Source organism: Acidobacteriota bacterium (assembly GCA_020845575.1).
Classification (GTDB): Bacteria; Acidobacteriota; Vicinamibacteria; order Vicinamibacterales; family Vicinamibacteraceae; genus Luteitalea.
On the sequence record JADLFL010000037.1, the window covers coordinates 50894 to 68396 of the forward strand.

Sequence of the window (17503 nt, forward strand, 5' to 3'; positions counted from 1 at the left end):
GGAACGAGCGGGCCTACGAGTCGACCAATACCAGGGTCGGCACGCCATCGACTGCGGCGCACACGATGGCGTGCTGCGCGCAGCGTTGCGCGATCGCGACGGCCGTCGATGCGTCGAGACCGAGCACGAGCAGGCTGGGCTCTGGTGGCCACGCGCCTGACGGGTCGACGCCGGCACCTCGAAGCCACCGCCACCCGCCCGCGGACAGCGTGCGCTCGAGCGCGGCCATCGCAGCCTCGTTCCGTGCACGCGGCGTCGGTTCGCTGCGCGGATTCCACGCGGTGATGAACGCCGAACATGTCACGCCGAAGGCGCCGTGGCATGCGACGAGCGCCGCCGACGGCGTATCGACGCGCAGCACGAACGCGTACCCACCATCGTCGACGCGATAGTCGGTGCGGCGATATGCCGCGATCAGGTCGGCGTCAGGCGAGGTCATGCCCGGCCGATCGCAGGACGCCGAGAAATCGCTCCGTCGCCTCGATCCAGCGGACGACTTCCTCGCGCGTGGGCTGCAGTTCGTACGGATGGTGATGACATGCGCGGCTCAACAGACACCACGTGACGTAGCCTTCGCTCGCCGCGCCCACGTCCACGTACAGCCGCAACGCCAGGAACTGCCCGCGCGCCGAGGCGTCGACCATGGACCTCGCACGCCGCATCCAGAATTCGTCGAGCGAGAGCTCGATGGCCTGCCGTGCCAGTACCGCCGCGCCTCGACCCCACCAGTACGCGAGCGCCCAGTCGTCGCTGTCGACGAGCGTGCGGCTGTGCGCGAGCAGGGCTGTCGCGGCCGTCGTCACGACATGTGCCCTCGGCCCCGGAGCAGCTTCACCAGGGCATCGGTGCCGTCGATCAGTGCCTGCAACTCGCCCGTGTAGTCGCCGTGCGCGCCATCGAGGCACGCGCGGAACGTCGTCTTGTACGCAGGGCTGCGTCCCTGCGTCAGCGCGGACTCCACTTCGCCGCCGCGATCGGCATCGTCCATCAACGCCAGTGCCATCAGCTTGCGGAGTCCGATGGCCGACGTGAGCGCGTCCTCGACGTCGGCGTGACGATCGCCGCGTGCGAGTCGTCTGGCCCGCACCACTTCGTGGCAGGCCGCCTCGAGTGCGGATCGGCAGAAGTTCGGCACGAGACGCAGCTTGATCGCGTCGGGCATCTGCTCGGTCCGCGTCACGGCCACCGCATCATCCATGAGCATCTGCACGGGGCCGTGCGTGCGACGGATATCGACGATGGAGCGGGCCTTGCGGGTGATGTCGACGAACGTGGCGCTGATGGCGAGACGGCGCACGGCTTCGGGCAGCCGGTCATCGTGCGTGAAGACAATCACCTGATGCGTGCGCGCCACGTTGCCGAGCACGCGCGCGAGGCCCTCCACTTTCGACGGGTCGAGGGCCTGCACGGGATCGTCGATCAGCACGAACCCGAACGGCGTATCCGGCATCGTCGCGCGTGGGAGGAAGAGGCTGAGCGCGAGGCTGTTGAGCTCGCCCTGCGACATCACGCTCAGGGCCTTCGCGCCGTCGCCGTCGACCTTCACTTCGAGCTCGACGGCGCGGCGCGTGCGCGTGCCGACGACCTTGACGGCGCACAGCTCGACGTTGCTCTGCATGCGTAGCGTGGCCCAGTACTCGCGCGCCCTGTCTTCGATGGGCGCGAAGCGCTCGGCCCGGATCGTGACGATCTCGTCGCGCAGCCACGCGGCGGCCTTCTGCAGGTGCTTGCGCGCTTCGGCGGACGCCTGCGCCCTGACGGCGAGAGGCAGCCAGTCGCGCACCTTGTTCGCAACGGGACGCCAGATGTCCTCGCGCCTCACGAGCTCGGCCCGCGCGGCGGCGACGACAGGTGCGAGTCGATCGGCGATGGCACGCACGCCGTTCTCGATGCGGAGCGCAAGCGTCTCCGGGGCTTCGTCGGCGACGGGTGTCGCGAACGCGCGCCATGCGTCGAGCAGGCCCGCCGTGTCGATGCCCGCTGGTGCGGCGTCTGCAAGCGCGCGTGGAGGCGCGGCACAGAACTGCAACGCGCGGGCTCGTGCCCGCTTCAATTCCTCCGCGGCAGTCTTCGCGTCGGAGGCGTCGGCGCGCAGCTTCGTCGAGACGTCGGTTGTACGCGCGCGCCAGTCGTCGTGGATCACGCCGGGCGTGTCGCACACCGGACACGCGTTGTCCCGAGTCGAGACCGTGAATGCGAGTGCGGCATCGAGGAGCTCGGCGAGCTGCAGCGATCGGCCGGCGCTCAGTTCGGCGAGGCGACGGCTCTCGGCGTCGGCGCGGCGCAGCGCGTCGGCAAGGACGTGCGCCGTGTCGGCGCTCGGCGCGGTAAGCGTCGCCAGCGCCTTCAAGGCTGTCGAGTCCGTGTCGGCAGCGTCGTCGTACGTCACGAGCGCGTCGATCGCGGCCGTGTCCCACGTGCGTGCGCCGAGGAGCGCGATGACCTCTGCGAGACGCGCGTCGCTTGCGTGCGTCGCCACGTCGGACGCGAATGCGATCGCCTCCTTCGCGACCGCCTTGGCGTCGTCGTGCTTCTTCTCACGATCCGTTACCGCGTTCTTCACGCGCGTGCGCACCGTTTCGTACTCGTCCAGGCCGAGCCCGCGAACCAGCGCATCGTGCAGTTGCGAGTTCGCGTCGAACATGTCGCCGAGCTGCGAATAGGCGAGGAACGGAGGGTACTCGGTGGCGGCGCCGAGCCAACCCGTGTCGGCGATGGGCACCGTGGCGTCTGGCAGCTTCACGACCGTCTCGCCACTCGCCAGCGTGGCTTCATGGCCCCACTTGCGCGAGAAGGTCACGTGCCCGAGGCCTTCGACGGTCACCTCGGCGGCGATCAGCGGCGGGTTGGGTTCGTGCCGGTTGCGCCACCCTTCGCTGGCGACGGGCGTCGTGAACCGGGAGCAGGTGTTGGTGAAGAGCAGCTCTGCCGCTTCGGCAAAGCTGCTCTTGCCGGATCCGTTGCGGCCGCTGACCACCGTCAGTCCGGGCCCCTCGTTCAGCTTGAGCGCGCGCTCCGGCCCGATGCCCCTGAACGCCCTGACGCTGATCGACTTCAGGTACGCGCGCGACACGGGCGGCGACGGTTCGCCGCGGCTCTCTCTCGCGTGCCGCGTCTCGGCCCCCTCGTCGATCGCCGCCGCGAGTGCCTCATCGCCTTCGCAGGCATACGCGATGTACGTCGCGAACGGCTCCGTGTCCTTCCCGGCATCAGCAAGGCGTTGCAGCAGGTCATCCTGAATGGAAGGCATTGGAAGAGAGGATCATACCGACGTCGACGCAGGGGCTAAAGAAGCTGTGGGGAAATGGCGGGTCTTGTGCGGGCGCGGGTCCTGTCGCCGGACAGCCCCGCCCGTCCTCGGCGCGACAAGCGCTTGTACGGGAGACGCGCCTGCGCGCGGGCGGGGCGGCCCCGTCCGGCGCCACCCGCGCCGAGACGCCATTCTCTTCACAGACTCTTCAATCCGTTCTGGCACGGCGCGCGCCACGCAGCATGCTTTCGTCGCGGCGTAGTGACCGGGCTTGCTCGGCCCGTTTCTCCCTAACCGTTCGCTCAGCGCAACTTCTGTCTGGGAACCTGGAGTACGTGTGAGGGCGGGGTTGACAAGGTGGAAAACGTGAGCCGTGTACGACGGGCCCCCGCCCTCACAAGACCCGCGTTCTCTTTACAGACCCTTCAGCCCGTTCGACCACGCGGCGTGCCAGTGAGCCACGGGTTGAAACCCTTGGCCTCCATACAGAAGATGGTCTCCTTCGGCAGTTGGTCACCATCCTTGGATGGCAGGACACTCTGCGGGCGGCGATCACTGACTGCCGGACGACTTGTCCGCCGTAGCCCGAAGGGCGAAGGTGGAAGTCCGGCAGCTACGTGCGGCGGAGCCGACCGGTGCTTGGTGCTCGGTGCCCGGTGCCCGGTGGTCTGCCGCGCCGTAGCGCGTCAGCGCGGAGGCGGGCCCGGTGGCCGGATCAGTACGGATACAACCTCGCCACCTCCTCCGGTGAGGCGTTGGCGTGACGGAGGTGCGCGATCGGGCCGGGATCCTGGGTGGCCAGGGTGTCGATGCAGCGAGCGGCGGCGTTCGTGTCGGCGCGCGCGAGCGCCTCGTCGAGATCGGCAAGGGTGAGGTTACGCGATGCGAGCGGGTCGCCGCCATCCGCGGCCTGTTCCAGCAACGCCCGGCAGGCAGTGCCGGCCCAGCGGCTGGCGGACCAGCGCACGTGATCGGGAAGCGTGACGTCGGCGGCCATGCGAGCGGCGTTGTCGCGCGCCGACGAGTCGCCGGGATCCAGTAGCAGTCGTCCGCGCACGAGCGCGAGCTCCACATAGCGCGGCCCCAGCCCGCGATAGCCGCCCGACCCCAGCATGCGATCGTGGAACGCCTCGGCTCGCGCCAGCGACTCGCGATCGCGCAGGGCGCCTGCCAACCGCGCCCACTCCGATAGCGGATAAGCGACGTCCGCGTCCGCGTAGATGTCGGCGAACGCTCGCGCAAGCTGCTCCTGGGCAACCAGTGCGTCAGGCGCCCGTCCTGTCACCGTGTGAAGCCGCGCGAGCGCGCCACGCAGGCGCAACTCCGCCGGAGACGACTCCTCAATCGCGCGATCGAGGAGCGCCTCAGCGGCGTGCTGCACGACGTGCGCGTCGGGCGTGGCCGTGTCCGCACACTGCTGGACGAGATGCGCCACGACGTGCACCCGCACCATGCGCGGCCGTGCGGTCAGCCAGCCGGCAGGCGGCATGGCGATCGTCCCTGCGTTCACGGCATGACGCGTGGCGACCGCGTGCGCGAACGAGAGCGCGTAGCGTGCGTCCGGCGTGATGTCGGTCCAGCGGTCGAGCGCGATCCGCGCGCCCCGCCGGACGGGAGCCCAGTCGACGAGCGCGTCGCTGCCCAGCAGCGCCAGCCTGAAGAAACTCGCCGTGAGCGCGTCTCGCCGCTCGGGATCGGCCGCCGCGTCGACCAGCAGGGCCGACAGCCGATCGCCGAAGGCCTCTTCCACCGCCTGCGCGGCATGCGCCACGGGCACGACGCGCAGGCGCGACCGTGCGTAAGCCGAAGCTTCCTCGTACTGGCTGGTCGCCACGATGAGCCGTGTGACGTGCGGCGCCATGCGTACGATCCCGGCGATCTTCTGTTCGAGCCCACCGACGGGACCGACGTGTCCCGCGGCATCGACGGACGCAGACGCGATGACGTCGCCCGGCAACGCGCAGTGCAGCACGTCCGACGCGAGTCCGAGCACGAACGCGAGTCCGAACGACGGGCCATCGATGGGCGCGTGCAGATCCGGCACGCCGGGCGCATTGCGCACCGACGCCATGTACGCGATCGACGGCGGAGTCGATGTCGCGTCGTGCATGCTGTGCCAGAGCACGGGCAGTCCGCGTGGCAGCGCGAGGCCGGCGTCGCGCCACGACGCTCGCAGTGCAGGTCCGAGCGCAGGCCCGTGTTCGACGCTGTCCGTCGCGTGCCCGCGTGAGACGTGCCAGAGGACCACCGTGTCGTGCTGCACGGTCACGGCCGCCGTGGATCCGACAGCCGGCTCCGGCATCGGTCCACGCGCGGCGATGATGCGCGCCACGTCGGCCTCGCGCGGCCAGCACCACGGGCCGGCCGCCCAGGCCTCGTCGGCGACGTGCGGGCGCAACCAGGACATCAGAAGTAGTGTGCGTCGAAGTCGGTGCTGCCCCACCACGCCGCGGGATCGCCCAGCGCCACGCGTCGCAGCCGCTCATCGTCTGCGGCGATTGCGGCATGGAGGTTGATGCGGATCGCGCGGCCCGTCCTGTCGGCAGATTCGAGCGCCGCGTCGAGACGGTCGACGGCACCCGCTTCGTGCAGCAGCACGCGCACGCTCTCGATGTCGTCGCGCCGATGGCAGAGTCGACGCCAGCTGACCGACGCTTCAGAGAGATCGGCAGACAGCGTGTCGAACAGATCCGTGAGATCGTCGCCGAGCGCTTCGGCGCGCCGGACGGCCTGCTGTTCGAGCGCGCGGATCGACGCGGTGTCGAGCGTGCGCGCCCAGCGGCGTGGCGCCAGTTCCGCGTCGCTGACGAGATCCTGCAGGCGTCCGCTCGCGATGAGCGCGGCGACGTCCGCAGCGTCTGGCTCGCACAGGCGTGCGAGCTGGCCCGCGAGCGACGTGCGCGCCCAGGCGTCGGCGGCGAGTGCCTGCCCCAGTTGTTCCTGCATCCACGCGTCGTGTGTGTTCACCGTCCACTCCTCGACCGGAGGACCGGCCCACGCATACACCGGACGCAGCAGCAGGGCGCCTGCGTCGCGCCAGCCGACGACGAGCGGCGTGCCGCTCGCTGTCTCGATGAGGAAGCGCCCCGGCTGCTGGAGCGCGACGCGCGCGATGCCGGCGGCATCTGCCGCTTCGGCCTCACGCGCCCGCAAATCCGGCCGCACCTGGAACGCTGCTGCTCCTCGTGCGATGACGCGCAGCTGCGCGACTGCCGCGTCGAGTTCGATCCGCATGCCGAGCGCGTCCATCACCGGGCTGTGCGCCGGCAACAGCACCGACGGTGCGCCGGGCGTGCTCCCGAGCGCCGCGTGCGGCGAGAGGGTCGGCATCGCCAGGTGCTCGATCGGGCCGAGCATCTCGGGCCCGATGCCCATCGCGCGCAACTCCTCGTGCATCTCCGGTGCGGTGTTCATGATCCGTACTCCACGTCGGTCGCCGCGTCGCGTCTGTCGACACGCGGTGCGAACACCTCCGCCGCCACTCGCCGGACTTCGTGCTCGAGCTCGGGGCGGACCGCCGCGTGTACCAGCCACGCCGACAGCCGCGGGACGTGCGTAGGGGTGTTCGCCGGCACTTCGAGCAGGTAGCCGCGCGTGCGCTTGTGCCGCTGGTACACCCTGTTGCGCACCTTCACGAAGTCGCCGCGTCCGCCACTCTCGCGTGTGACGATGGCGTCGACGGTGAGCTCCTCGTCGGCGATGGCGCGCAGGTCGCTGACGTTCGCGAGGAAGCCGTCGGGGTTCTGCAGCGTGCGCGCGATCTCCGGGATCGCTCGATCGAACAGCACCGCCGCTGCTTCATCCAGCAGTGCCGCATGTTCGCCGGCGATGGCCACCTGCTCCGGCGTTTCGCGATCGATGGCGTCCACAGGCCTGACAGCCGCATCGTCGGCCGGCGTGAGCGACTCGAGTCGACGACGCTCGCGCTGCGTGTGCCGGTGCATGTCCTTGACGCGGTTGGACAGCGCTCGCATCAGGTACGCCTCGGCCTCGACGTCGGTGACCGTGTAGCGCCGCGGCCCCGGACGACTCTTCGAGAGCCTGATCAGCACGTCCTGCACCACCTCGTCCTGCCTGTCTCGCGCGCCCACGCGCCGTGCCAGCCGCACGAGTGCGTGGTACGCCACGATGGTGGCGTCTTCGCGGCGCTGCCGCTCATCTGGCGACAACGTGCCGTCGGCCGGAGCCATCTGGACCAACGCCTCCGACAGGGTCATGGCCCTGTGTGCGCCGGGAGCTGAAGCCTCTGGCCTCCATCCGACGTCATGTGGAGCGAACGGTCCGCCATGGCGTGAAGCGAGACGGCGGGAAACCCGTTCGTCAGCGAAGTTGACCCACGCGCCGCTGCCCACGGGGCGAAGACGACGCGGGCGGTGCGCGTCTGACGGCGCATCGCCCCTGGACGTGAAGACCAGACCCTACACGCCATGAATTCCGCGCGTGTCGGCGGCGAGCAGGTCGAGTGCGGCCGTCGCGATCGCCGGTACGTCCGCAGCGTCGACGTTCGTGAGCAGGGGAAGCAGGGGACCCGTCTCCGCGATGCCAGCGCCTTCCACGGCCTGGTGCAGCACGCGGATCGGGTTGATCGCGTTGCGGAGGTCCTCCAGCGGCTTGAAGACGGCGCGGATGCGTTCAGCTTCGGCCCAGTCCTGGCGCCTGACGGCTGCCAGCATCGCCTGCGACAGTCGCGGTGCCACGCACACGCAGCCGCTCGTGAAGCCGCCGAGCCCGAAGTCGCGTACATGGACGATGGCGGGCTGCTCACCGATGCCACTGATGATGCGGCTCGTGTCGACAAGGGAGACGAGCTTGCGGAGATACGCATCGTCTCCGGCATCGCGTCGCACCACGGCGTACTTGATCGCGCTGACGATGCCTTCCCGGTCGAGCGCGGCGACGTCTTCGGGCTCGATGTAGCCGTCGTTCTTCACGTACACGATCACCGGCACACCGGCCGCCGCCGCGAACTCGCGGATTCCGTTCGCCACACCCGTGCTCGTCGTGATCCCCTGCTGTGGCAGCACCATCACGCACGGGAACGCATGCCGGCGGATCACCTTCGCGTGCTCCAGCAGCAGCGCGTACGTCGGTCCGGCCGACGGCACCATCATCGTCTCCGGACCGGCGATCGCCGCGAGCATCGCAAGCGCCTCGTCGTACTCGCCGAGCGGCAGATGATAGAAGTTGGCGTTGCCGCCGTACAGCATCAGCGACACGCCGCCGGCTTCGAGGTGTCTGACGATGCGCGCGTTGGCATCGTGCGCGAGCGAACGGTTCGTCGCCCGCGCGAGAGGCGGCACGGCCATCACCGAACGGGCGAAGTGCGCGGAAGTCAGGGCAGTGGTCTGCATCAGTAGATGTCCGGTTCCGGCGTCTCGCCGCCGCGTTCGAGGAACGTGAAGTCGCAGCCGTCAGGGGCCTGCGACGTCTGGTCGACGAAGAGGCGGCTGTAGCCGCGCTCGTAGCGGCGCGGTGGCGGTGTCCATGCCGCGCGGCGTGCCGCAAGCTCCTCGTCCGGGACATGGAGCTGCAGGCGCCGTTCGGCGACGTCGAGCTCGATCGGGTCGCCGTCGCGCACCAGCGCCAGCGGACCACCGATCGCCGACTCTGGCGCCACGTGCAGCACACACGTTCCGTAACTGGTTCCAGACATGCGCGCGTCGGAGATGCGCACCATGTCGCGCACGCCCTGCTGCAGCAACTTCTTCGGGATGGGCAGCATCCCCCACTCGGGCATGCCCGGCGCGCCGACGGGGCCGGCGTTCTGCAGGACGATCACGTGATCGGGCGTGACGTCGAGATCGTCGCTGTCGATGCGCGCCTTCAGGTCGGCGTACGACGCGAAGACGAGTGCCGGACCCGTGTGCGCGGCGAGTCTCGGCTCCGCGGCCGTCGGCTTGATCACGCAGCCGTCCGGCGCGAGGTTGCCGCGCAGGACGAACGTCCCCCCTGCACGCGCCAGTGGACGATCCACGGGCCTGATCACGTCGTCCGACAGCACCTCGGCGCCCGCGATCGCGTCGCCGATCGTGACGCCGTTCACGGTGAGGGCGTCAAGGGCCAGGTACTCCCGCAACCGTGTGAGCAGCGCGGGCACGCCGCCGGCGTCGTGGAAATCCTCCATCAGGAACTCACCTGCCGGACGCAGGTTGAGGATCACCGGCACGTCGCGCGAGACGCGATCGAAGTCGTCGATCGTGAGGGCCACGCCCGCCCGCCGGGCCATCGCGATCAGGTGGATGATCGCGTTGGTCGATCCGCACATCGCCATGTCGGTGACCACGGCGTTGCGGAATGCACTCTCGCGAAGGATCGCCGACGGCCGCAGGTCCTCCCACACCATCTCCACGGCCCGTTTGCCGGCCGTTGCGGCCATGCGTGCGTGCGCCGAGTGGACCGCCGGTATCGTCGCGGCGCCAGGCAACGTGAGGCCCATCGCTTCGGCGATCGACGCCATCGTCGACGCCGTGCCCATCGTCATGCACGTCCCGGGCGAGCGCGCGATGCCCTCCTCCACCTGCCGCCACGCGCATTCGTCGAGGTTGCCGGCCTTGCGCTCCGCCCAGTACTTCCACACGTCGGTGCCGCTGCCCAGGCGCTCGGTGCGATACCGCCCCGCGAGCATCGGTCCCGCGGGCACGAAGATCGCCGGGAGATCCATCGAGGTCGCGCCCATCAGCAGTCCGGGTACCGTCTTGTCGCACCCGCCCATGAGGACGACACCGTCGATGGGATGGGAGCGGAGGACCTCCTCGACTTCGAGCGCGAGGAGGTTGCGGTAGAACATCGCCGTCGGCTTGACGAACATCTCCGACAGCGACAGGACGGGCAGCTCGACAGGGAATCCGCCCGCCTGCCATACGCCGCGCTTGACGTCCTCGGCACGCTCGCGGAAGTGCCCGTGGCACTGCTGCAGGTCGCTCCACGTGTTCAGGATCGCGATGACGGGCCTGCCTTCGGCGTCATCAGCGGCATAGCCCATCTGACGCAGGCGGCTGCGATGCCCGAAGCTGCGGAGGTCGTCCGGCGCGAACCAGCGCTGCGACCGGAGCTCCGAGACGGCGCGCCGCTGCGGGCCGTCCGGCGTGCGCGACGGGACGGAATCGTGGGAATCGGGCATTGCGTGGTTGGCAGGAACCGTCCGGGAAGTCTACGCTAACCGCCTCTTGAGTCCACTGCTCATCCTGGCGATCGCGCTGGCGATCGTGATCGTCGGCATCCTCGCGCTGCGGCTCCACGCGTTTCTCACGCTCATCGTGGCGGCGCTCGTCGTCGCGGCGCTGACCCCTGCCGGGTCGATCGAGCGGTACGAGTTGACGCGTGAGGGCCTGAGTGCGATCGAGGTGTCGCCTGATGGTGCGCGCGTGGCGGTACTGGCGCGCGGTGGCGCCATCGTGCCGGGGACGCGCTACGACGTCGTTCGGCTGGAACACGGCCGCACGCATCCGCACCGCATCGCGCGCGCCGAGCTCGCTGACGCCGACGGGGCCCGCGTTCCCGCCGACAGCCATACCGTCGCACGCCTGACGCTCACGGTCCTGGACGTCGAATCCGGCGCGCGCGTCACTCCCGGCGACTGGATCGCGCCTGCGACAGCCGCCCGCACTGCCGCGCGCATCTCGCGAGACACCATCGGCGCGCGTGTGGCGGCCGGGTTCGGGCGCACGACGCTCGACGTCGGCATCCTCATCGCCATGGCGTCGATCCTCGGTGGCTGCCTCATGGCCGCGCGCGGCGCCGAACGCATCGTCGTCGCGTTGCGCGACGCGCTCGGGACGGAGCGCACGCCGCTGGCGTTCCTCACGAGCGGGCTCCTGCTCGGGATCCCGATGTTCGCCGAGGCCGTGTTCTACCTGCTGCTGCCGCTCGCGAAGGCGATGTGGATGGAAACGCGCCGCCGCTACGTGCTGTTCGTGCTGGCCATCGTGGCCGGCGCCACCATGACGCATTCGCTCGTGCCACCGACGCCGGGACCGCTGTTCGTGGCCGAAGCGATGGGTGTGTCGATCGCGTTGATGATGCAGCAGGGCCTGCTCGTGTCGGCCATCGCCGCGGTCTTCGGGTACGCGTATGCGGTGTACGCCGACAGGCGATGGGGACACGAGATTCAACCTGCGGCGCAGACGCTGGACGCCGTACCCGCGGTCGACGCGCCGCTGCCACCGCTCGTCCTGTCGCTGCTGCCGATCCTGCTGCCTGTCGTGCTCATCAGCGCCGATTCCGCGCTGGCGAGCGCGTCGTACGGCCTGCCTGCGTGGATCGTCCAGGCCGTGCGGGTACTCGGCGACAAGAACCTCGCGCTCACGATCTCGGCGGGCGTCGCGATCGGTCTGCTCGCGTGGTACGCCCCTGTCGCGCCGGATGGCGTGGCGCAGGGGCCGCTCGCCGCGTCGCGTGCCGACGCCGTGCGGCGGGCCGTGCGCGACGCCGTCGTCGAAGCGGGGGAGATCATCCTCGTCATCGGTGCCGGTGGTGCGCTCGGGGCGGCGCTGCGTCAGGCCGGCATGGCGGAACTGGCGGCGGCGACGGTGCCCGAGCAGAAGCTCCTGTTGTTACCGATCGCATGGGCGATCACCGCGCTGGTGCGAGTGGCGCAGGGGTCGGCGACAGTGGCGATGATCACGGCCGTCGGCATCGCCGGCCCCATCGCGCTGGCGGGCGATCTCCCGTATCACCCCGTCTACGTCGCCGTGGCGATCGGCGCGGGGTCGAAGATCGGCATGTGGATGAACGACAGCGGCTTCTGGGTGATCGCGCGCATGAGCGGCATGACCGAGGCCCAGACGCTGCGTACCGCGAGCGTGATGGTCTTCATCGAAGGCTGCGTCGGCCTCCTCGTCACGATGATCCTCGCGGCGACGTGGCCGTTGGTGTGAAGAACCTGCAATGCCGAATGCCGAGGACAGGACACCGGCAACGGGCAACCGGCAAGCCGGCAACCGGACACCCAAGTGCATGCCGGTGTCACGCCACCCACACCTCGTGTTCTACGTCGATCGTGAAGCCCACGTCGACGTGTGGCGTGTCCTGCACGGTGAGCGCGACATTCCATCGTGGATGAAAACACCGGATCACGCCTGAGCCCGAGCGAGCCGGAAGCCGCTCATGGGCGAATGAACAGCGAAGCGTCGCTGTTCGGCTGCCGTCGAGGTTACGTTGTTGAAAGGAGTCCCCAGTTTTCCGGAGCCCTCACCGTGCGATCGAATCTGACCCTCTCCGCATTCACCGTTGTCTCGTTGCTGGCCGTGTCGCCCGCCATGGCGCAGAACGCCATGAATCTCAAGCGCGCTTTCGAAGGGCGCGAGGTGACGGTGCTGATGGACATGCCCGCGAGTCACCAGGGCGTGGACCTGTATCTCCAGCGCGAGCCGGAGATGGAGTTCGGCGACTACGCCAGACGCGTGAAGCAGTACGGCATTGCGCTGCGCAAGGAAGACCGCGTGATGATCACGACGGTCAAGGTGAACAAGAAGAACATCGAGATTCACCTCGGCGGCGGCGGGTACGGCACGTGGGGCGACGACAACGGCTACGTCTCGCCGACCTACGTCGGGAAGTCGCGGCGCGAAACGGATCTGGAGAAGCAGCGCAAGAACACGCGCGACCCCAACGAACTGCGCGCGATCGATCGGGAACTGAGCCGCCTGCGCGCCGATCGCGAGCGCGAGGAACGCGCCAACCGCCGCGAGGCCGACGCACTGACGGCGATCAAGCAACGCGAGGTCGCCGACAGGCGCCTGGACGGTGGGTCGCGCTTCAACATCTGGTACGCCGACAAGCGCCTCGAAACGTGGGCGCCGACGCCCGAAGAGCTGATGTTCTCGCTGTCGAAGTACCTCGATTTCGGCGGCGACGCCGTGCCCGTGATGCGTGAGGCGCCGGTCAACCGCCTCAGGAGCAGCGGACCTGGCGCATCCTCACGCCCGCGGGACATCGAATCGGCTGTCACCTCGCTCCGCCGGGGCATGAGCCGCGACGAAGTCTCGGATCTGCTCGGCAGCCCGACGCGACGCCGGTCGAGCAAGCGGGGCGATCTCGATGCGACGGTCGAGACCTGGGAGACGGTCGACAGCGTCACCGAAGTGACGTACGTCGGCGGCCTCGTGGTGAAGTTCACCACGAGCAGCAAGTAGCGGTCAGAACATCCCCAGGGCGATCTTCGCGTCTTCGGACATCAGGTCCTTGGTCCACGCCGGTTCCCAGACCACGTCGACGAAGGCGTCAGAGACGCCGTCGATCGCCTTCACCTTGAAGCGCACCTCGCTCGGGAGCTGCTGCGCCGATGGACAGGCAGGCGAGGTGAGGGTCATCTCGACCTTCACGCGGCTCTCCGCGTCTGCCTCGATCTTGTAGATCAGCCCGAGTTCGTAGATGTTCACGGGGATCTCGGGGTCGTACACGGTGCTGATCACCTCGACGACCTTCGGCGTGAGTTCAGACGTCTTCGCATCGTCGCGCGGACCGACCTGCGCGCTGGCTGTCGTGGCGGGTGCCGGCGGCTCCAGCAGTGCGCCGACGTCGAAGCCGTGTCCGTCGACGCGCGGCACGTCCGGCGTCTCGACCGGGGCGGCGAGCGGGTTCGTCTCGGCAGGTGCCGGAGCAGGCGTGGACGCGGTCTCCGGCGTCGTGGCAGGTGGCGTGTTCCTGAAGAGCGAAAACATGGGGGTCACTCCGTGCTGACCGTCGTGTTGCGATCGTCGATCGCGGCTTGCAGTGCGTGCCAGGCCAGCATGGCGCACTTGACGCGCGACGGGTACTCCTTCACGCCGGCCAGCACCACCAACTTTCCCACCTTCTCATCGTCGGCGTCGGCCTGGCCGGTGACCATTTCCTGGAACGACACGAACATGGACCTGACGTCGGCGGCGGTGCGCCCGATCACGGCTTCGGTCATGAGCGACGCCGACGCGTTGCTGATGGCGCAGCCGTTGCCGACAAAGCGCGCGTCGGCCACGCGGTCGCCGTCCATGCGTACGTAGACCCTGACGCGATCGCCGCAGAGCGGGTTGTAGCCGCTGGCCTGCGCGCCGCCCTCGATCGTCCCGACGTTCCTCGGGCGCTTGTTGTGATCGAGGATCACTTCCTGGTAGAGGTCGCGGAGATCCATGGGCGTCAGCCGAAGAAGCGCTGCACGCCGGACACGCCCGCCACGAGCGCATCGACGTCAGCAGACGTGTTGTAGAGGGCGAACGACGCCCGCACCGTGGACATGATGCCGTAGAAGTCCATCACGGGCTGCGCGCAATGCTGACCTGTACGCACGGCGATGCCCTCACGATCGAGGAAGGTGCCGATGTCGTGGGGATGGACGTCACCGACAAGGAACGAGACGACGCCTGCGCGCTCCGGTGCCTGGCCGATGAGCCGTACGCCATCGATCCCGGCGAGCGCCGACGATGCCTGTTCCAGCAACGTGTGCTCGTGCGCGGCGATCTCGCGCATGTCGAAGCGCGAGAGGAAGTCCACCGCCGCATCGAAACCGACGACGCCGGCGATGTTGGGCGTGCCGGCCTCGAACTTGTACGGCACGGCGTTGTATTCGGTGTGTTCGAACGTGACCGACGCGATCATGTCGCCGCCGCCCATCCACGGCGGCATCGACTCCAGCAGTTCGCGACGTCCGTAGAGCGCGCCGATGCCTGTCGGGCCGTACATCTTGTGCGCCGAGCACGCGTAGAAGTCGCAGCCGAGCGCCTGCACGTCGACGGGCATGTGCGGCGCCGCCTGCGCGCCGTCAATCAGCACCGGCACGCCGCGCGCCTTCGCCAGACGGATGATGTCGCCGACGGGATTCACCGTGCCGAGCGCGTTCGACACGTGGATCGCCGAGACGATCGCGGTGCGCGGCCCGAGCATCGTCTCGTAGGCGGCCATGTCGAGCACGCCGCGTGCGTCCATCGGTACCACGCGCAGTACGGCACCCGTCTGCTCGGCCACCAGCTGCCACGGCACGATGTTGGAGTGGTGCTCCATGTGCGTGACGAGGATCTCGTCGCCGGGCTTCAGGCGCGGCCGGGCGAAGCTGTAGGCCACGAGATTGATGGCCTCGGTACAGCCGCGGGTGAACACGATCTCCGCTGTCTCGCGCGCGTTGAAGAAACGCGCGATTCGCTCGCGGGCGCCCTCGTAGGCGCGTGTCGCGCGCTCGCTGAGCAGGTGTGTGGCGCGATGGATGTTCGCGTTGTCTTCGCGGTAGTAGCGATCGAGCGCCTCGAGCACGCCGATCGGCTTCTGCGTCGTGTTCGCGTTGTCGAGATAGACGAGAGGCTTGCCGTGGACCTGCTGGTCCAGGATGGGGAACTCACGACGAACCGCTGCAGCGTCGAACATTCGCTCAGGTCAGACCACGGGGATGGGCCTTGGGCCTTCAGAACACTACCAGCCGTCGGCCATCAACCCGTCAGGTGCAGGCGCCGGACTTTGTCCGGCGCGTGTCTACTCGCGGATCGGCAGCCGGGCGAGCAGTACTCGCTCCAGCGCGTGGCGGACCGCGTCGATGCGGATGTTGGCCACCACGGACTCCGCGAACGCATGAATCAGCAATGCGCGCGCATCGTCTCTGCCGATGCCGCGTGCGCGCAGGTAGAACAGCGACTCCTCGCTCAACTGGCCGACCGTCGCGCCGTGCGTACACTTCACGTCGTCGGCGAAGATTTCGAGCTGCGGCTTGGTGTCGATCGTCGCGTCGTCGGACAGCAGCAGCACCTGGTTGGTCTGCTTGGCGTCGGTCTTCTGCGCGTCTTCGCGCACGAAGATCTTGCCGTTGAACACGCCGCGGCTGCGGCCGTCGAGCACGCCCTTGTAGATCTCGTAGCTGTGGCAGTGCGGCTTCGCGTGGTCGATGGCCGTGTGCGTGTCGACGAGGCGATCCCCGTCGGCCAGGTACAGGCCGTTCACCGTGCACTCGATGCCCTCGCCGTCGAGCGTCGCGTTGACGTCGTTTCGCGTGAGCTGCCCACCGAGCGAGATGTTGTGCGTGGCGAACACCGATGCGCGCGACAGCAGCACGTGCGTGCTCGCCACGTGGTGCGCGCGCAGGCTCTCGCGGTTCACCTTGTAGTGATCCACGTGCGCCCCTTCGGCGGCGATCACTTCGGTGAGCGCGTTGGTCAGGTACGCCGTGTCCGTGCCGGCGAAGCTTTCGACGAGCGTCACGTCGCTGTTGGCCCCTGCGACGACGAGCGTGCGCGGATACGACGTACCCGATCCCGTGGAGAAGTAGAGCAGGTGGATCGGCGTCTCGATGCGCGCGTTCGCGTCGACGATGAGGGCGGCGCCATCGGCGAACCAGGCATCGTTGAGCGCCGTGAAGCCCTTCTGACGGAAGCGGATCGCGCGGCCGACGTGCGGCTCGATCGCGCCGGGGTTGCTTGCCAGCAGCGACGCGATCGACGCCACGCGGATACCAGCCGGCAGCGCGTGCGTCCGCGACAGCGCGGGTGCGTACTCGCCGTTCACGAACACGAGTTGCGGCCCGGCGAAATCGGTGAAGAGGAAGCCGTCCACACCGCCCGTCGACGAGGGGCTCGCGGGCCGCGACGGCATGCCCGCCACGGGGCCGACCGGCGTGAAGCGCCACTCTTCGTCGCGCGTCGTGGGCAGGCCTTCCTCGCGGAACGTGGCGGCGGCGCGCGCGCGGGTTTCGCGCAGCCACGCCGGCTCACCGCTGCGGGCGGCCGTGAATTCGTCGAACCCCGTCAACAGGGTTCCCTGTGTAGCAGTCGCTGACATCGCTCGACCCGTTTCTCCTACGCGCCGACGGCCGCGTTCTCGAGCCAGCCGTAGCCCTTCGCCTCGAGTTCGAGCGCGAGATCCTTGTCGCCGCTCTTCACGATGCGGCCCTCGGAGAGCACGTGGACGAAGTCGGGCACGATGTAATCGAGCAACCGCTGGTAGTGCGTGACGACGATGACGGCGCGCTCGGGGCTGCGCAGCGAGTTGACGCCGTCGGCCACGACCTTGAGCGCGTCGATGTCGAGGCCGGAATCGGTCTCGTCGAGCACGCACAGCTTCGGCTCGAGCATCGCCATCTGGAAGATCTCGTTGCGCTTCTTCTCGCCGCCCGAGAAGCCCTCGTTCACCGAGCGCTGGAGGAAGCTCGGGTCCATCCTGAGGAGCTTCATCTTCTCGCGCATGTGACGGGCGAACTCGATCGCGTCGAGCTCAGGCAGGCCGCGGTGCTGCCGGACGGCGTTGAGCGCCGCCTTCAGGAAGTAGCTGTTGTTCACGCCCGGGATCTCGACCGGATACTGG

General features: G+C 68.9%; 15 protein-coding genes and 1 pseudogene. 3 read left to right on the plus strand and 13 right to left on the minus strand.

Annotated features, from left to right (window positions below):
- Positions 1–13: 13 nt before the first annotated feature.
- The 8 genes from IT182_10645 to IT182_10680 all read right to left on the minus strand — a co-directional run bounded on the left by IT182_10645 (position 14) and on the right by IT182_10680 (position 10370).
- Complete coding sequence (locus IT182_10645) at positions 14–439, minus strand: DUF3293 domain-containing protein (protein ID MCC6163791.1); 426 nt, start codon at positions 437–439, stop codon at positions 14–16.
- Complete coding sequence (locus IT182_10650; GenBank protein MCC6163792.1) at positions 426–803, minus strand: hypothetical protein; 378 nt, start codon at positions 801–803, stop codon at positions 426–428. The genes IT182_10645 and IT182_10650 overlap by 14 nt, the downstream gene beginning before the upstream one ends.
- Positions 800–3250, minus strand: a complete 2451-nt coding sequence (locus tag IT182_10655; GenBank protein ID MCC6163793.1) for an AAA family ATPase — start codon at positions 3248–3250, stop codon at positions 800–802. The genes IT182_10650 and IT182_10655 overlap by 4 nt, the downstream gene beginning before the upstream one ends.
- 715 nt (positions 3251–3965) lie before the next feature.
- Positions 3966–5657 (minus strand): hypothetical protein, encoded by a 1692-nt coding sequence (locus tag IT182_10660; GenBank protein ID MCC6163794.1) that lies wholly within the window; start codon positions 5655–5657, stop codon positions 3966–3968.
- Positions 5657–6664 (minus strand): hypothetical protein, encoded by a 1008-nt coding sequence (locus IT182_10665; protein MCC6163795.1) that lies wholly within the window; start codon positions 6662–6664, stop codon positions 5657–5659. The genes IT182_10660 and IT182_10665 overlap by 1 nt, the downstream gene beginning before the upstream one ends.
- Positions 6661–7467: a hypothetical protein gene (locus IT182_10670; protein ID MCC6163796.1), complete on the minus strand. Its 807-nt coding sequence runs from the start codon at positions 7465–7467 to the stop codon at positions 6661–6663. Before IT182_10670 ends, IT182_10665 begins: the two co-directional genes overlap by 4 nt.
- 201 nt (positions 7468–7668) lie before the next feature.
- Positions 7669–8601 carry a dihydrodipicolinate synthase family protein gene (locus IT182_10675; protein MCC6163797.1) on the minus strand — a complete coding sequence of 311 codons (933 nt, stop codon included), beginning with the start codon at positions 8599–8601 and terminating at the stop codon, positions 7669–7671.
- Positions 8601–10370, minus strand: a complete 1770-nt coding sequence (locus IT182_10680) for a dihydroxy-acid dehydratase (GenBank protein MCC6163798.1) — start codon at positions 10368–10370, stop codon at positions 8601–8603. Before IT182_10680 ends, IT182_10675 begins: the two co-directional genes overlap by 1 nt.
- Positions 10371–10416: 46 nt before the next feature.
- Between IT182_10680 and IT182_10685 the strand changes: the two genes are divergently transcribed.
- From IT182_10685 to IT182_10695, 3 genes and pseudogenes are all read left to right on the plus strand, one after another.
- Entirely contained in the window at positions 10417–12126 is a 1710-nt protein-coding gene (locus tag IT182_10685) for a GntP family permease (GenBank protein ID MCC6163799.1), read from the plus strand.
- A gap of 82 nt (positions 12127–12208) precedes the next feature.
- A pseudogene (locus IT182_10690) lies at positions 12209–12331 on the plus strand (type II toxin-antitoxin system RelE/ParE family toxin).
- A 113-nt stretch (positions 12332–12444) separates the two neighbouring features.
- Positions 12445–13383: a hypothetical protein gene (locus IT182_10695; GenBank protein ID MCC6163800.1), complete on the plus strand. Its 939-nt coding sequence runs from the start codon at positions 12445–12447 to the stop codon at positions 13381–13383.
- Between the two features lie 3 nt (positions 13384–13386).
- On the opposite strand, the gene IT182_10700 is transcribed toward IT182_10695, so the two are convergent.
- From IT182_10700 to sufC, 5 genes are all read right to left on the minus strand, one after another.
- A complete protein-coding gene (locus IT182_10700; protein ID MCC6163801.1) occupies positions 13387–13911 on the minus strand; it encodes a DUF59 domain-containing protein in 525 nt (174 codons plus the stop codon).
- Between the two features lie 5 nt (positions 13912–13916).
- Entirely contained in the window at positions 13917–14357 is a 441-nt protein-coding gene (locus tag IT182_10705; GenBank protein MCC6163802.1) for an SUF system NifU family Fe-S cluster assembly protein, read from the minus strand.
- A 5-nt stretch (positions 14358–14362) separates the two neighbouring features.
- Positions 14363–15580, minus strand: coding sequence for a cysteine desulfurase (locus IT182_10710; GenBank protein ID MCC6163803.1), 1218 nt, complete (start codon positions 15578–15580; stop codon positions 14363–14365).
- A gap of 105 nt (positions 15581–15685) precedes the next feature.
- Complete coding sequence (gene sufD / locus IT182_10715) at positions 15686–16951, minus strand: Fe-S cluster assembly protein SufD (GenBank protein ID MCC6163804.1); 1266 nt, start codon at positions 16949–16951, stop codon at positions 15686–15688.
- 47 nt (positions 16952–16998) lie between these two features.
- Positions 16999–17503: Fe-S cluster assembly ATPase SufC (gene sufC / locus IT182_10720; protein ID MCC6163805.1), on the minus strand; the 505-nt coding region annotated here is incomplete at its 5' end.

What these genes read in the sequence shown, in the direction of transcription:
- IT182_10700 (MCC6163801.1), bottom strand. Translation starts at nt 13,911, where the DNA reads ATGTTTTCGCTCTTCAGGAACACGCCACCTGCCACGACGCCGGAGACC.
- IT182_10670 (MCC6163796.1), bottom strand. Translation starts at nt 7,467, where the DNA reads ATGACCCTGTCGGAGGCGTTGGTCCAGATGGCTCCGGCCGACGGCACG.
- IT182_10675 (MCC6163797.1), bottom strand. Translation starts at nt 8,601, where the DNA reads ATGCAGACCACTGCCCTGACTTCCGCGCACTTCGCCCGTTCGGTGATG.
- IT182_10645 (MCC6163791.1), bottom strand. Translation starts at nt 439, where the DNA reads ATGACCTCGCCTGACGCCGACCTGATCGCGGCATATCGCCGCACCGAC.
- IT182_10710 (MCC6163803.1), bottom strand. Translation starts at nt 15,580, where the DNA reads ATGTTCGACGCTGCAGCGGTTCGTCGTGAGTTCCCCATCCTGGACCAG.
- IT182_10680 (MCC6163798.1), bottom strand. Translation starts at nt 10,370, where the DNA reads ATGCCCGATTCCCACGATTCCGTCCCGTCGCGCACGCCGGACGGCCCG.
- IT182_10655 (MCC6163793.1), bottom strand. Translation starts at nt 3,250, where the DNA reads ATGCCTTCCATTCAGGATGACCTGCTGCAACGCCTTGCTGATGCCGGG.
- IT182_10660 (MCC6163794.1), bottom strand. Translation starts at nt 5,657, where the DNA reads ATGTCCTGGTTGCGCCCGCACGTCGCCGACGAGGCCTGGGCGGCCGGC.
- IT182_10705 (MCC6163802.1), bottom strand. Translation starts at nt 14,357, where the DNA reads ATGGATCTCCGCGACCTCTACCAGGAAGTGATCCTCGATCACAACAAG.
- IT182_10665 (MCC6163795.1), bottom strand. Translation starts at nt 6,664, where the DNA reads ATGAACACCGCACCGGAGATGCACGAGGAGTTGCGCGCGATGGGCATC.